Below are 14885 nucleotides of genomic sequence, written 5' to 3' on the forward strand. Positions count from 1 at the left end.
GACGGACGTCTTTTGGTCCGTTTTAACCTGCGCTGCTTCCGGGTTCCATGAGGCGGGCAGGAAGTACCGATTTGGAACCGAATTTTCGGGTGACCTCGTCCAGGACCTGTTCCGCGGCGCGCCAGTTCTCATCCCGCCGGTCGATGGTGAGCTGCACTGAGGTTGTTGCCGTGTCCTCCAGCTGCTCGGCACGCACTCCCACCAGCCGGACGGACATGGCACGGGGGCCGACCGACTCCAGCAACTGGACCGCCACCGCATAGATCAGCTGTGCACTGTCAACGGGAGCCTGCAGGGTGCGGCTGCGGGTGATGGTGGAAAAGTCCGCAAAGCGCAGTTTCAAGGCCACTGTCCTTGCCACCATGCCGGAGCTTCGCAGGCGTCCGGCCGTGCGGTGGGACAGCCGAAGGAGTTCGCGGTGGAGGAGGGCATCATCGGATGTGTCAACGGCAAAAGTCTCTTCCGCTCCGATGCTTTTTTCCAGCCGTACGGGCGTAACCGGCCTGGGGTCGATGCCCCAGGACAGCCGGTGCACGTGCTCACCGCCGGCACCGAGCATCCGGCGGAGGGTGGACACGGGAGTGGCGGCCACATCCGCCACCGTCCGGATTCCCATCCGCGCCAGGACTTCAGCTGTCTTTGCCCCGACACCCCACAGCGCACCCACCGGCAGGCTGTGCAGGTACGGCACGGTTTGATCGGGGCCGATGAGCAGCAGGCCGTCCGGTTTGCAGCGGGTGGAGGCGATCTTCGCCACGAACTTCGATTCGGCTATGCCCACGGATGCCGTGATGCCGAGCTCAGAGGCGACCCGGCGCCGAATGAGTTCACCGATGCCCCTCGGGGGGCCCAGCCTGCGGATTGCTCCGGTGACGTCAAGGAAGGCTTCATCCACGCTGAGCGGCTCCACCAGTTCAGTAACGGATTCGAAGATGGCCATCAGCTGCGCCGAGACTTCGTAGTACAGCTTGTGGCGCGGTTCGATGATGACGGCCTGCGGGCACATCCTGGCAGCGACGGCCATGGGCATGGCTGATTTGACGCCGAAAGCGCGCGCCTCGTAGGAGCCGGACAGGACCACTGAGCGCTCCCCCGGAAAGCCGACGATCACTGGCTTGCCGCGAAGTTCGGGGCGTGTCCGCAGTTCGACCGAGACGAAGAAGGCGTCCATGTCCACGTGCATGATGCACTTCCGCCTGCCGCCCGGAAGGCGTGCCGCGGCTGGTTGGTTTCTGGCGTCGGGCCCCACGGCTGCAATCCTATCCGTAGGTACTGACTAAACTGGAGGCTGAATCCGGCATCAACACCAGGAGGAAAGTCCCTGTGACGGTCATTGGAAACTTCAAACCGGCTGGCCTGGCCGTTCTTGCCGCAGGCGCGGCACTGGCCCTGGCAGCCTGCAGCCCGACCCCGTCACCGGCACAGCCGTCACCGTCCTCCCCCGCCACTGTGCCCGCGACTGCACATGCAACCACTACTGCGTCGGCCAGCCCCAGCGCCTCCCCGAGCACCTCGGCAACTGTGGGGGCGCTTGTGGAAGGCTTCCCGCAGCAACTCCTCCCCCTGATGCCGAACGCGACTGTCGTGTCCAGCAGCTTTGACAAGTCGTCCGCGCCCGCAACGGCCGCCCTGGTGGCGACTGTCACCGGACCCACGTCCGCCGTCGTCGACTTCTACACGAAGGCGCTTGAAGCGCAGGGTTTCAAGGCGGTACCCGGGGACACCGTAGGAGCCGTGGCCTCCAAGGACTTTGTCCGCGGTGACAGCGAGACGGTCAACCTTTCTGTGGTTGAAGCATCCGGAGTGGCAACCTTCACCATCGGTGCCAACGTGGCTGCTGAGTCCGCCAAGTGACGGGCGCCGAGCAGCTAAGGAACGAACAGGCCGACTTTGTGGCCTCGGTGGCCGGGGAATTGACCGGCTTCCTCACCTCCCGCCAGGGGATCATGTCCGGCATCTCCCCGGACATCGACCCCATCATGGGTTCAATCTCGAACCTCGTCACCGGCGGCAAGAGGCTGCGCGCCCTGATGTGCTACTGGGGCTGGCGCGGGGCGGGCGGAGACGCCGGCGCTGCCGAGGTGGTGACGGCAGGAGCCGCCCTGGAACTCTTCCAGGCCGCCGCCCTGATCCATGACGACATCATCGACCGCTCGGATACCCGCCGTGGCGGGCCCAGCGTCCACCGCAGGTTCAGCCAACTGCACGAGGCCCAGGGCTGGGCCCTGGACAGCGGGCGGTTCGGGCAGGCAGCAGCCATCCTTGCCGGCGACCTGTGCCTGTCCTTCAGTGAAGAGGCATTCACGGATATTGGCGAACGGGCGGCCTCGGGCAGCCGGGCCCGGTTGATCTTCAACCTCATGAGGGCTGAAGTCATGGCTGGGCAGTACCTGGACATCCTGGAAGAGGTGGCCGGGCCGGTCCGCGACCGCGCGGGCGCCGTCAGCCGGGCGCAGTCGATCATCAGGTTCAAAAGCGCCAAGTACTCCACTGAGCACCCCCTGGCCCTGGGCGGTGCCCTGGCCGGCGCAACCAACGATTTGCTGCGCGGCTATTCAGCCTTCGCCCTTCCCCTGGGTGAGGCATTCCAGCTTCGCGACGACGTCCTGGGAGTGTTCGGGGACCCCCTCACCACGGGCAAACCGGCCGGAGATGACTTGCGTGAAGGCAAGCGCACTGTCCTGGTGGCGCTGGCCCTGGACCAGGCTTCTCCGGCGGAGTCCGCCTTCATAGACTCCAGGCTGGGGAGCCCGGAGCTGGATGACGGGGACGTCCAGGAAATCCGCCGGATCATCGAAGACTCAGGAGCGCTGCAGGCCACCGAAGTGCTGATCGGGGAATACGGCAATGCGGCCTACGAGGCCCTGGAGGCGCTCGAGCTGGATGAGCTGCCCAAGACCGCACTCAGGAGGCTGGCCGAGGCTACGGTCAGCCGGGCCTCCTGAGGACAGCAATTACCAGGCCAGTGTCTGTGCCCTGCGCCGGATCTCGGTCTTTCGTCCCTCACGCAGGGCGTCAATGGGCCGGCCGCGAAGCGACTCGTCCGGAGTGAACAGCCATATGATCAGGTCTTCGTCGGAGTAGCCGGCGTCGGCCAAGACCACAATGGTGCCTTTAAGGCTATCCACCACCTGGCCGTCCTGGAGGAATTCTGCAGGTACCGAGCGGATCTTCCGCTCGCCCACACGCGCAGCCGCGAGGGCACGCTCATCAATCAGGCCATGGACCCTGGTAATGGAAACATTCAGCAATTGGGCGACATCGGGGAGGGGCAACCATTCGCCCACAAGGTTTTCTACGTTACTCACGGATCAAGGTTGCCACGGTGCGCGGCCCGGCGCCTAGTCGCTCCGTCGGCCGACTACTCCTGTGCTGCGGACACTCCGAAATTCTTCCTTACGGCAAAAGTGCGAATTCTTGTGCTAACCGCGAATTCATGAGAGATTCTCACTGTTCACACTCGTAACAAAGATCACTCGAGTAACAGTAGTATCAAGCACTAAAGCGGCACCCCCGCCCGCACCCGCAGTTGAGAAGAGGATCCCTTACATGACGATGTCCCGCTCGCCGAAGCAACCCCCCAGGCCGAGCTTGCCGATGATTGCTGCGACGACGGCGGCACTGCCGGCGGTTGTCCTGTCGTCCCTGGCCCTCGCACAGCCGGCCACTGCCCAGCAGCCGGCCAAACCGCTCCCCGCGACCCTGACCGCGGCGATAAACGCGCAGGCAGCAGCCAAGGCCACGGCAACGGTTATTCCAGCCTCATCCGTTTCCACCACGATTCCGGCGGCCTTTAAACCCGCACAGAATTCCGCGCCTGCCGAATACACAGTCGCCCGCGGAGACACCATCAGCGCCATTGCCGGAAAATTCAACCTGAACACCGGGGAAGTGCTCAGGCTGAACAATCTGCAGGCGAACACCATCATTTACCCGGGGCAAAAGATTAAGCTGTCCGGCAGTCCTGCCGCAGCAGCCCCGGCCCCCGCCGCGCCGGCAGCTGCACCCGCTTCGGCCGCTGGCGCCTCCTACACCGTTAAGTCCGGTGACACGTTGGGCGCCATCGCCGCCCGGCACAACGTCAGCCTGGCGGATGTCTTCAGCTGGAACAACCTCAACATGAGGTCCATCATCTACCCCGGCCAGAAGATCAAGGTGGGCGCCGGCGCGCAGGCACCTGCTGCCCCCGCCGCAGCGGCGCCGGCGGCCCCACTCGCCAACACGTCAGCCCCTCAGGCTCCGGCAACCGGCTCCTACACCGTCAAGGCGGGCGACACCCTGTCCGCCATCGCATCGCGCCATGGGGTGAAGCTGCCCGAGCTTCTTTCGGCGAACGGGCTGAACCTCGGCTCCATCATTTACCCGGGCAACAAACTGAACGTCCCCGGCTCAGGCTCGCAGCCTGCTGCTGCGCAGCCGGCAGCGCCCGCCGCCCCGCTGGTACCCAGTTCCTTCCTTGGGTTCACCTACCCTCCGGCGGTGGTGAGCTCCGCCAATGAGAACAAGGCACTCCTGAATGCTTCCCCGGTCCCGTCCCGGGCAGAGATGCAGAACATCGTGGCGGACACCGCCCGCCGCATGGGTGTCGAGCCGTCACTGGCCCTGGCGTTCGCCTACCAGGAGTCCGGTTTCAACCAGCGCGCGGTCTCCCCCGCCAACGCCATTGGGACCATGCAGGTCATCCCCAGCTCCGGCCAGTGGGCCTCGGACCTGGTGGGCCGCAAACTGAACCTGCTCGATCCCTATGACAACGCCACAGCGGGTGTTGCGATTATCCGCCAGCTGCTCGCTACCAGCAAGGACCGGGACACCGCCATCGCAGGCTACTACCAGGGCCAGTATTCGGTCAGCAAGTACGGGATGTACGACGACACCAAAACCTACGTGGCGGCCATCAAGGCACACCAGAAGAACTTCGGCTAAAGGCTTGGCTGGCCCGCGTTGAGGGGGCCGGCAGCCACTGATGGAACGGGTTCGGGCCGCTTGACGGTCCGGACCCGTTCCATTGCAACTAGGATCGGAGGGTGCAGGAAAACGTGTCTGACCCCCTTGTAGGAACGCTGGTGGATAACCGCTACGCCATCAGGTCCAAGTTGGCGCGGGGCGGCATGTCCACTGTGTACCTCGCCGAGGACCAGCGGCTGGAACGCGATGTGGCCCTGAAAGTGCTGCATCCGCACTTCTCCGCGGACGAAAGTTTCCTGGGCAGGCTGGGCCGTGAAGCCAAGGCCGCAGCCAAGCTGTCCCATCCCCATGTGGTGGGTGTCCTGGACCAGGGCTTTGACGGCCACACGACGTACCTGGTGATGGAGTACATCAAGGGACACACCCTGCGGGACGTCATCACGGGCAAGGGTGCCCTGCCGCCACGGCTGGCGTTGGCCCTGATCGATCCGGTGGTGGAAGGCCTTGCGGCAGCGCACGCCGCCGGCTTCATCCACCGCGACGTCAAACCCGAAAATGTCCTCATCGCCGACGACGGCCGGATCAAGGTGGGCGACTTCGGCCTTGCCCGGGCCGTGACAACATCCACCAGCAGCGGCGCGCTGATCGGAACGGTTGCCTACCTCTCCCCCGAGTTGGTCTTGGGCCGGCCCGCCGATGCCCGCAGTGACGTTTACTCCGTCGGCATCATGCTTTATGAAATGCTGACCGGCAAGCAGCCCTTCGGCGGCGACGTTCCCATCCAGGTGGCTTACCAGCACGTCAACAGCACAGTGGGTCCCCCGTCCGCGCTCGTTCCGGGCCTCGCAACTGAAGTGGATGAACTCGTGCAGTGGTGCACGGCGAACGATCCCGAGAACCGCCCGGTTGATGGAAGCGCACTGCTGCAGGAACTCCGCCACATCCGCACCAACCTGACAGACCCCGAACTCGACCTGCAGCCACCGGCAGCGCTGGGAGCTTCCCTGCACGGAATTCCCGGGACCACGGGACTGCCGGGGGAAACGGATCCCTCCGCTGGGCCCAGCCATACCGAGTTCATCCCGCACATCAGCAACCAGACGTCCGTCATGCCCGCCGGCCGTCCGGTGCCGCCGCCCTACCAGCCGGCAGGCCATGCCACGGCAGCCCGCAACCCGACGCCGGCACCCCGCACCAGCCACGCCCTCACCCCGCCAGGCGAGGACGAGAGTCCGGCCTGGGCCCCGGCTCCCCCGGCACTGAGCAAGCGGGCCCAGCGCAAGGCGGAAAAGGACGATGAGAAGGCCCGCGCACGGGCTGCTGCGACACCGGCCCGAAGCCTGCGCGAAGGCAACCCACGGCGGAGGGGCATTCTGTGGATCATCGTCCTGGTTATTGCTGCGCTGCTTGCAACCGGAGCGGGCTGGTTCTTCGGGATGGGTCCGGGTGCGGCGGCAGCAATACCGGCGGTGGCCAACAGGACCGTAGCGGAGGCCCAGCAACTGCTGAGCGATGCAGGCTTCCGTTCGACCACCAGCGACGTCTTCGATGACGCCGTTCCCAGCGGCCGGGTGGTAGGCAGCGACCCGCAGGCGGGAGCGGAGATCCGCAAGTTCCAGCCGGTTTCTCTGCTCGTATCAAAGGGCCCCCAACTTTACCCCCTGCCGCAACTCACGGCCGGCACCCTCGACGATGCCAAAAACGCCCTCAACGCCGCTGGAATGGCTCTGGGAAAAGTTGCCGAACAGTTTGATGAAGAGGCAGCGGCGGGGACTGTGCTCGCCCAGGATCCTGCGGCCGGCACTCCCGCCCGGCGGGGCACCGCGGTGGCGATGGTGGTCTCCAAGGGCCCCGAGCCCATCGCCGTTCCCTCAGTGGTGGGGAAGGCCGAGAACCAGGCCGTTGACGCCATCGAGGCAGCAGGCTTGAAGGCGGAGGTGGCCAAGGACGAGGTCTTCGACAGGAAGGTCCCCGAGGGCGCCGTGGTCAGCCAGAGTCCTGCCAACGGGACGCTGACCCGCGGCGGCACGGTCACCTTGACCATTTCGAAGGGTCCCCGGATGGTGGAGGTCCCAAGCTTTATTGGCAAGCAGGCCGGGGAAGCCGAACAAGCATTGCGGAAGCTTGGATTCGAGGTCCGGCTTAACAAGGTCCTGGGCGGATTCTTCGGCACCGTCAGGGACCAGGATCCGGTGGACACCGACGTTCCGGAAGGCTCCGTCATCACCCTGACAGTCGTGTAGAAAGCGCCTCGGACGCGCAAGAGGCGCGGCCCGGATGATGCGGGCCGCGCCTCTTGGCTCGATGTTCGGATGCCGTTTGTCAGTTCTTGGCGAGTGCCCCAGCCACCAGGAACGCCATTTCGAGTGACTGCATGTGGTTCAGGCGGGGATCGCAAACAGACTCGTAGCGGTCAAGGAACGCGTCCTGGTCAATCGGGTCCGCGCCGCCCAGGCACTCCGCAACGTCGTCGCCGGTCATCTCGGCGTGCAGGCCGCCCGGTACCGTGCCCAGGGCGTGGTGCACCTCGAAGAAGCCGCGCACTTCGTCGATGACGTCGTCGAAGTTGCGGGTCTTGTACCCGTTCGGTGAGGTGACCGTGTTGCCATGCATGGGGTCGGTGACCCACAGGACCTGAGCACCGGACGCCGTAACCTTTTCGACGACGGCGGGCAGCTTTTCACGGATGTTGCCGGCTCCCATGCGGGTGATGAAGGTCAGGCGGCCCGGTTCACGTTCCGGGTCCAGCTTGTCGATGAGCCGCAGGGCATCGTCACCGGTGGTGGACGGGCCGAGCTTCACGCCGATGGGGTTGCGCACCCGCGACAGGAAGTCGACGTGGGCGTGGTCGAGTTCGCGGGTCCGCTCCCCAATCCACAGGAAGTGGGCCGACGTGTCGTAGGGGAAACCCGTCCGCGAGTCGATCCGGGTCAGTGCGCGTTCGTAATCGAGCAGCAGCGCTTCGTGGCTGGCAAAGAACTCCACACGCTTGAGGGCCTCGAAGTCCGCGCCGCAGGAGTCCATGAACTTGATGGCGCGGTCGATGTCGCGCGCCAGGGATTCGTAGCGGGCGTGCGCGGGGTTCTCGGTGAAGCCCTTGTTCCACTGGTGGACGGACCGGAGATCGGCGAAACCACCCTGCGTGAAGGCCCGGATGAGGTTCAGCGTAGACGCAGAGGTGTGGTAAGCCCGCAGCATCCGGGACGCGTCGTGTCCGCGGGACTCGGGGGTGAACTCATATCCGTTGACGATGTCGCCCCGGTAGGCCGGAAGGGTCACGCCGTCCCGGGTTTCGTCATTGGAGGAACGGGGCTTGGCGAACTGTCCTGCCATCCGGCCCATCTTGATCACGGGCATGGCCGCACCGTAGGTCAGCACCACGGCCATCTGGAGGATGGTCTTGACGCGGGCGCTGATCTTGTCTGCCGTGGCTGCCTCGAAGGTCTCCGCGCAGTCGCCGCCCTGCAGGAGGAATGCCTTGCCTTGCGCTGCCGCGGCCAGGCGCTCCCGGAGCACGTCCACTTCGCCGGCGAACACCAGCGGCGGAAGCACCGAAAGCTCCTTCACGGAGGCATCGAACACCTCCCTGTCCTGCCAGCTGGGCTGCTGAGAGATGGGCAGCTCGCGCCAGTCGTCAAGTCCGGGATAGGTGGCGGCACCGCTTTGGGAGTTGCCGGACAGGGGAAAGGCTGGGTTTGCAGATAGCTGAGTCACCATCTAAGACTAGCGTCCGCGCAGGTTGGCTGGACACCGTGCCGTCACGGTTCCCGGCCCTTGCGTCACAACGGATGGACGGCGCCGGAACACCCATCCGCCGGGCACCCGGTCAGTGTGCCGCCGGCTCCCCGCCGGAGTCGTCTCCGCCAGCCGGCGGCGACGCCAACGGCTCCGCCGCGGCGGCCGGCTCGCCGGGCTTGCCGGCCAGGCGCAGCTTCACCACGGCGGCGTATTCGTCCACGTACTCCTGCCCGGACAGCCGCTGCAGTTCCAGCATGATGCGGTCCGCCACCGTCCGCTGGGTGCCACGGTCCTCGGCTTGGTCCTGGTAGCTGCTGAAGTCGAGCGGTTCACCGAAAATCATTCCGATCCGCCGGATGTTGGGGAGCCGTTTTCCGATGGGCTGCACCTTGTCCGTGCCGATCATCGCCACGGGGATGACGGGGACCCCTGCCTGGAGGGCCAGCCTGGCGACACCCACCTTGCCCCGGTACAGCTTGGCATCGGGACTTCTGGTCCCTTCCGGGTAGATCCCCAGCAGGCCGCCGCTGGTCAGTACGTCCATGCCGGCGCTGAGGGAGGCAGCAGAGGCTGCGCCGCCGGACCTGTCCATGGGCAACTGGTTAGTGAGCCGGAAGAAGAGCGCTGTCAGTCGGCCCTTGATTCCGGTGCCGGTGAAGTATTCGGACTTGGCCAGGAAGACCACCGGGCGGCGGACCATCAGTGGCATGAAGATCGAGTCGGAAAACGACAGGTGGTTCGAGGCGATGATCGCGGCGCCCTCGGCCGGAATGTTGTCCAGGCCCTTGACCCAGGGGCGGAAAAGAAGCTTCAGAACAGGACCGAGGAAAATCCTCTTCATGACCCAATAAAACACGCGGTGAACCTCTCGGAAGGTCGGCCCCAGGCTCCGCTCCGGGCCTGTTTCAGCAGTTCAGGTGCAACCCTACTCTAGTGAGATTTATCCGGAACAGTGACACGATGTAGGCATGACTGAAAGCAGCACACCGCCCCGGCCCGTCGCGTTCAGTTATCCCGGCCATGGCCCCAATGCGGACATCGGCATCGCCATTTGCCACGGCTTCACGGGCAGCCCGCTCAGCGTGCTGCCGTGGGCGGAGCATCTCGCAGCCCAGGGCTATGCGGTGAGCGTCCCGCTGCTGCCCGGCCATGGAACGGACTGGCGGGAACTCGCCCAAACGGGGTGGCGCGATTGGTTCGGCAGCTACGAGGCGGCCTACCTCGATCTCTCCGCCAGGACTTCCACCTGCTTCGCAGCAGGCCTGTCCATGGGCGGTGCAGTGGCCCTGCTGACCGCCGCCAGGCATAAGGCAGCCGGTGTTAGCATCGTCAATCCCGGCCTGAGTTTCTATGACCGGCGCGTGCGGGTGATCGGGCTGCTGAAGTTCTTCCAGCGCACCACCATTCCCATTCCGGAGGAACATTCGACGGCGCCCGCCACTGAAGACGGCGACTACTCGCGGACGCCCTTGGCGGCAGTGCACGAGCTCAAGAAGCTGTTCAACGCAACACTCCGGGAACTGCCTGCGGTCACGGCACCGGTGCAGGTCTTTAAATCCGTGACCGACGAGGTGGTACCGCCCACCTCCCTGGAACTGCTGAGGGCACGGCTGCGCGACAGGGTGACGGAGGTGGTTGAACTTGCGGGCAGCGGCCACGTGGCTACGCTGGACGTTGACGCGCCGGAAATCTTCGCCCGGTCCAGCGAGTTCTTCCGTGACCATGCCCGCCAATCCAGCCCTTCGGAGACCCTATGACTGCCGGCCCGGACCACAGTCCCTTCAGCAGTGCCACCAGCGGCTCGGGGCCACGCGCGGGCGTAGTGCTGTCGCATGGGTTCACCGGCAGCCCGCACAGCCTGCGCAGCTGGGCGCAAGCGCTTGCCGAGGCCGGCTTCGCGGTGCGGATGCCGCTCCTGCCGGGCCATGGCACCAGCTGGCAGGACCTGTCCCGCACGCGGTGGCAACAATGGCACGGCGCCCTGGATGATGCGTTCCTGGAACTCGATGCCGAATGCGAGCACGTTTTCGCTGCCGGGCTGAGCATGGGCGGCGCCCTTGCGCTGCGGGTCGCTGCCACGCGGCCGGTGGCCGGCGTGGTCCTGGTGAACCCCGGGCTGGTGATTGATGACCCGCGCGCTCCGCTGGCAGGGATCCTGAAGCTGGTCATGAAGAGCACCCCTGCCATCGCCAACGACATCCTGAAGGCGGGCATCGATGAAGGTGCCTATCCGCGCACTCCCGTCGCCGCTGCACACGAACTGAACAAGATGTTCAAGGACACCGCCCGGCTGCTCCCCCGCATCACCGCGCCGGTCCAGGTCTACCGGTCAGCCGTGGACCACGTTGTGTCGGACAGCAGTATTTCAGTCCTGCGCCGAGGCCTGACCCATGCGCCCCTGGAACTGGTCCGTCTGGAGAACAGCTACCACGTGGCCACCATGGACAACGACGCCGAACAGATATTCCAGGGCTCGGTGGACTTCATCCGGGCAACGCTTGCTGCGTTGGCGCCCGGGATGGCGGCTCCCGTCCCGGGGTCCGGGGAGGCCGGAAATGAACAGGCCTGATTCCGGATCCGCGGACCAGGGCGCCAACCAGGATGACGCGGTCTGGCTCGACCTGGTGGCACGGCTGGAGGCTGACACTCCGCCGCCGGAGCGCAACCTGCCGGATCCTCTTGCCAAGCCGGCGGGGCCGGCGTCCTTCCGCGACTTTGATCCGCTCAATCTGTCCGGTGCCGCACCCGTGGAACGTTCGGCTGCCGAGCGCCAGGACAGCCAACGCGGAGAGCCCGGCGATGACGAAACGCCGGAGGCGCCTCCGGCCGGCCCGCGCGACTACGGCGTGGAGGATGAGGGAGGCGACTTCGTGCCGGAAGAGCCCCCCAGCCTTTCCGGGACAGACCCCCTGACCATGCTGGCCTGGCTGGCCGCAGTGGGCGGGCCCATTGCGCTGCTGCTTTCCGCGATGTTTTGGCGGTCCGCGCCCGTGTTGGCCATATGGGGCATTGTTGCTGCATTTGTTGCCGGCACGGTGTACCTCATCATGAAGCTCCCGCAGGAAAAGGACGAGGACGACGACGGCGCCCGGGTCTGAGCCGTCAGCTGCGGACCCTGCTGCTGACGCGGGAAAGGTCGGCGGCACCAATGAGGCCGGCGTTGGGCCCAAGGTGGGCCAACTGGATACCGGCGGCGGGACGGAAGCCACGTCCGGTCAGGTTCCTGGCAAATGCCTTCCTGGCGGGCTCCACCAGGAGATCGCCTGCTGAGCACAGTCCTCCGCCGATGACGAACAGTCCCGGGTCGAGGGCGGCAGCCAGGTTGGCAAGCCCCAGGCCGAGCCACTCCCCCACCTCTTCGATCAGTTCGCGGGATGCCGTGTCTCCGGCGAGGGCGAGTTCGGTGACGATGGCACCGGTAATGGTCTCCGCGCGGCCACCGACGGCAGCCAAAAGATCCTGGGCGACGGGCGAGTTGCTGCTGGCAAGCATCCTCGCTTCGCGGCCGAGGGCGTTGCCGGAGGCATACTGTTCCCAGCAGCCGCGGTTGCCGCATTCGCAGCGGTGGCCTCCGGGCATGATCACCTGATGGCCAAACTCGCCCGCCACGCCGAAGCGGCCCCGTTCCACCCGGCCATCCATCACCATGGCCCCACCGATTCCGGTGCCAAGGGTGATGCACACCAGGCGGCTTTCACCTTGCCCGGCGCCGAACCGCCACTCGGCCCACGCGGCGGCGTCGGCGTCGTTGGCCAGCAGCACCGGGCGCCGCAGGAGCTGCTGGAGGTTGGCGCGCAGTGGCTCGTTCCGCCAGGCGAGGTGGGGGCTGAAAAGGACGGTGCCGCCGTCGAGGTCCATCCAGCCGGCGGCCCCGATGCCCACCGACCGGATCCGCCGCCCGCTGCCGAGCTCTTCGACCAATTCCACGATGACCCGTTCCACGGCCCGGGGATCAGTCCCGGGCGTGCTGCGGCGGGCTTCGCTGAGGATCCGGCCTTCCTCATCCACCACACCTGCAGCCACCTTGGTGCCGCCGATGTCGATGCCGATCGCCAGTCCCCGGCGGCCCAGGCGCGCCCGCCCCCGGGAACCTTTACCCTGCCCTGAAGTGGCGCGGTACGGGGCGGACCGCCGCTTCCACGGCGCGGATCGACGGAGGTGGCCGGCCTGGTCGCCGGAGGGCGGTGCGTACATAGTCCCCAATTCTAGGCTCGCGGCCGCACCTCCGGAGCCGGGGCACGCTGGCTCCGGACCAGCCCATGCCGCATTGACGGCTAAGTTACCGGCCAGTAACTTTAGATACAGCACTGTCCTGCGGCGGCATACTAGGCTTGTGGCATGCCCCCTGCGGGACGACGGATATCAAAGGAGCTATAGTGCGCCAATTCAGTGTTCCGCCCCTTGTTGTTGTTCCACCGGAGACCAACATCACCGACCTGCTGCTGCGCCAGGCCAAGAAGGCCAGCAACCCGGCACTGTTTTCCCGCCTTGACGCATCAGGCTCCTGGCAGAACGTGTCCGCCAGCGACTTCCTGGCCGACGTCAATGCCCTGGCGAAGGGTTTGATGGCCAGTGGCGTGGGTGCTGGCGACCGGGTGGGAATCATGTCCCGGACCCGCTACGAATGGTCCCTGGTGGACTTCGCCATTTGGTTTGCGGGCGGCATCTCGGTTCCGATCTACGAAACCTCGTCCCCGTCCCAGGTGGCCTGGAACCTCGGCGATTCCGGGGCCGTTGCCGCCTTCGGCGAATCCGCGCACCACGAAAACATCATCCTGCAGGCCGTCAACGCCGAAGGCCTCACCGACCTGCAGCACGTCTGGCAGCTGGAAGGCAACGGCCTGGATGCCCTCCGCGAAGCCGGGCGCGGCGTCAGCGACGACGAACTCGAGTCGCGGCGGAGTACTGCCGGCCTCGCTGACACCGCCACCATCATCTACACGTCCGGCACCACCGGGCGGCCCAAGGGTTGCGAACTGACGCACGGGAACTTCGTGGAGCTCTCGGACAACGCGCTGGCCATCATCGGCGAAATCGTCCACGAGGACGCCAAGACCATCATGTTCCTACCGCTGGCACACGTCTTCGCACGGTTCATCTCCGTCCTGGCCATGGCTGCCGGGACCACGGTGGCGCACACGCCGGACATCAAGAACCTGCTCGCGGACCTGCAGAGCTACGAGCCCACGTTCATCCTGGCCGTGCCACGCGTTTTCGAGAAGGTCTACAACTCGGCCATGACCAAGGCAGAGGACGGCGGAAAGGGCGCCATCTTCCACAGGGCCGCCGATACCGCCATCGCGTACTCGAAAGCACGCCAGGAAGGCCGCATCGGACTGGGCCTCAAGCTCCGCCATGCGCTGTTCGACAAGCTGGTGTACGGCAAGCTGCGTGCTGCGATGGGCGGCCATGTGGCCCACGCCGTGTCCGGCGGCGGCCCGCTCGGCGAACGCCTGGGCCACTTCTTCCAGGGCATCGGCATGCAGGTCCTCGAAGGGTACGGCCTGACCGAAACCACTGCCCCCATCTCGGTCAACACCCCGTCCCGGATCAAGATCGGGTCTGTGGGCAAGCCGCTGCCCGGCAACGCCGTAAAGATCGCCGAGGACGGCGAAATCCTCACCCAGGGTGTCTGCGTGATGCGCGGCTACTACAAGCGCGACGACCTCACCGCGGACACGTTCGACGACGGCTGGTTCCGCACCGGGGACATCGGCAGGCTCGACGAGGACGGCTTTGTCTGGATCACTGGCCGCAAGAAGGAGATCATCGTGACGGCCGGCGGCAAGAACGTGATCCCCGCCCTGTTGGAGGACCAGATCCGGGCCGACGCCTTGGTCTCGCAGGTCCTGGTTGTGGGTGACAACCGTCCGTTCATCGGCGCCCTGGTCACCCTTGACCAGGAGGCGCTGCCGGGCTGGCTCCAGCGGCACGGACTTCCAGCCGGAACCTCCCTTGAGGACGCAGCGGACAACCCGGTGGTCAAGGCAGCGGTGCAGGACCTGATCACCGCCGCCAACGGGTCTGTTTCACAGGCCGAGGCCATCAAGTCGTTCCGGATCGTTCCGGCCGACTTCACCGAGGCGTCCGGACACCTGACGCCGTCCATGAAGGTAAAGCGGGCACAGGTGATGAAGGACTTCGAGACCATCATCGAGGAGATGTACTCGGCCCCCCGCGCCTGACCCAAGCACTGCTGCACTAAAAACGAAAAGGTCCTCCCGGCTGCTGCCGGGAGGACC

At 65.9% G+C, this 14885-nt stretch carries 13 protein-coding genes; 8 read left to right on the plus strand and 5 right to left on the minus strand.

Annotation, left to right across the window (positions count from 1 at the left end; all coding sequences use genetic code 11):
• Positions 1 to 22 precede the first annotated feature (22 nt).
• Complete coding sequence (gene dinB, locus ACFV4R_RS18635) at positions 23 to 1183, minus strand: DNA polymerase IV (protein ID WP_377203798.1); 1161 nt, start codon at positions 1181 to 1183, stop codon at positions 23 to 25.
• A gap of 140 nt (positions 1184 to 1323) precedes the next feature.
• On the opposite strand from dinB, the gene ACFV4R_RS18640 reads away from it, so the two are divergent.
• Positions 1324 to 1854 carry a hypothetical protein gene (locus ACFV4R_RS18640; protein WP_377203797.1) on the plus strand — a complete coding sequence of 177 codons (531 nt, stop codon included), beginning with the start codon at positions 1324 to 1326 and terminating at the stop codon, positions 1852 to 1854.
• Positions 1851 to 2945 (plus strand): polyprenyl synthetase family protein, encoded by a 1095-nt coding sequence (locus ACFV4R_RS18645; protein WP_377203796.1) that lies wholly within the window; start codon positions 1851 to 1853, stop codon positions 2943 to 2945. The genes ACFV4R_RS18640 and ACFV4R_RS18645 overlap by 4 nt, the downstream gene beginning before the upstream one ends.
• 9 nt (positions 2946 to 2954) lie before the next feature.
• Here ACFV4R_RS18645 and ACFV4R_RS18650 read toward each other — a convergent pair whose 3' ends face one another.
• The gene (locus tag ACFV4R_RS18650) at positions 2955 to 3308 is read right to left on the minus strand and encodes an Rv2175c family DNA-binding protein (RefSeq protein ID WP_377203795.1); all 354 of its coding nucleotides are present in this window, start codon (positions 3306 to 3308) and stop codon (positions 2955 to 2957) included.
• Positions 3309 to 3549: 241 nt separating this feature from the next.
• On the opposite strand from ACFV4R_RS18650, the gene ACFV4R_RS18655 reads away from it, so the two are divergent.
• Positions 3550 to 4923, plus strand: a complete 1374-nt coding sequence (locus ACFV4R_RS18655; protein ID WP_377203794.1) for a LysM peptidoglycan-binding domain-containing protein — start codon at positions 3550 to 3552, stop codon at positions 4921 to 4923.
• Positions 4924 to 5024: 101 nt separating this feature from the next.
• Entirely contained in the window at positions 5025 to 7148 is a 2124-nt protein-coding gene (locus ACFV4R_RS18660) for a PASTA domain-containing protein (protein WP_377203793.1), read from the plus strand.
• 79 nt (positions 7149 to 7227) lie between these two features.
• Here the strand turns inward: ACFV4R_RS18660 and ACFV4R_RS18665 are convergent, their stop codons facing one another.
• Both ACFV4R_RS18665 and ACFV4R_RS18670 read right to left on the minus strand, forming a co-directional pair.
• A complete protein-coding gene (locus ACFV4R_RS18665; RefSeq protein ID WP_015936763.1) occupies positions 7228 to 8622 on the minus strand; it encodes a class II 3-deoxy-7-phosphoheptulonate synthase in 1395 nt (464 codons plus the stop codon).
• A gap of 109 nt (positions 8623 to 8731) precedes the next feature.
• Entirely contained in the window at positions 8732 to 9499 is a 768-nt protein-coding gene (locus ACFV4R_RS18670; protein ID WP_377203792.1) for a lysophospholipid acyltransferase family protein, read from the minus strand.
• A gap of 112 nt (positions 9500 to 9611) precedes the next feature.
• Between ACFV4R_RS18670 and ACFV4R_RS18675 the strand changes: the two genes are divergently transcribed.
• From ACFV4R_RS18675 to ACFV4R_RS18685, 3 genes are read left to right on the plus strand one after another with little or no spacing between them, the layout of a single operon-like run.
• Positions 9612 to 10400, plus strand: coding sequence for an alpha/beta hydrolase (locus tag ACFV4R_RS18675; RefSeq protein ID WP_377203791.1), 789 nt, complete (start codon positions 9612 to 9614; stop codon positions 10398 to 10400).
• On the plus strand, positions 10397 to 11212 hold the full coding sequence (locus ACFV4R_RS18680; RefSeq protein WP_377203790.1) for an alpha/beta hydrolase: 816 nt from the start codon (positions 10397 to 10399) through the stop codon (positions 11210 to 11212). The genes ACFV4R_RS18675 and ACFV4R_RS18680 overlap by 4 nt, the downstream gene beginning before the upstream one ends.
• Positions 11199 to 11741 (plus strand): hypothetical protein, encoded by a 543-nt coding sequence (locus ACFV4R_RS18685; RefSeq protein WP_377203789.1) that lies wholly within the window; start codon positions 11199 to 11201, stop codon positions 11739 to 11741. Before ACFV4R_RS18680 ends, ACFV4R_RS18685 begins: the two co-directional genes overlap by 14 nt.
• Before the next feature lie 4 nt (positions 11742 to 11745).
• Here ACFV4R_RS18685 and ACFV4R_RS18690 read toward each other — a convergent pair whose 3' ends face one another.
• Entirely contained in the window at positions 11746 to 12837 is a 1092-nt protein-coding gene (locus ACFV4R_RS18690; protein ID WP_377203788.1) for an ROK family glucokinase, read from the minus strand.
• A 182-nt stretch (positions 12838 to 13019) separates the two neighbouring features.
• Between ACFV4R_RS18690 and ACFV4R_RS18695 the strand changes: the two genes are divergently transcribed.
• Complete coding sequence (locus tag ACFV4R_RS18695; protein ID WP_377203787.1) at positions 13020 to 14828, plus strand: AMP-dependent synthetase/ligase; 1809 nt, start codon at positions 13020 to 13022, stop codon at positions 14826 to 14828.
• Positions 14829 to 14885 lie beyond the last annotated feature (57 nt).

Origin of the sequence: Pseudarthrobacter sp. NPDC059871 (assembly GCF_042731175.1) — a bacterium.
In the GTDB taxonomy this organism is placed as follows: domain Bacteria; phylum Actinomycetota; class Actinomycetes; order Actinomycetales; family Micrococcaceae; genus Arthrobacter.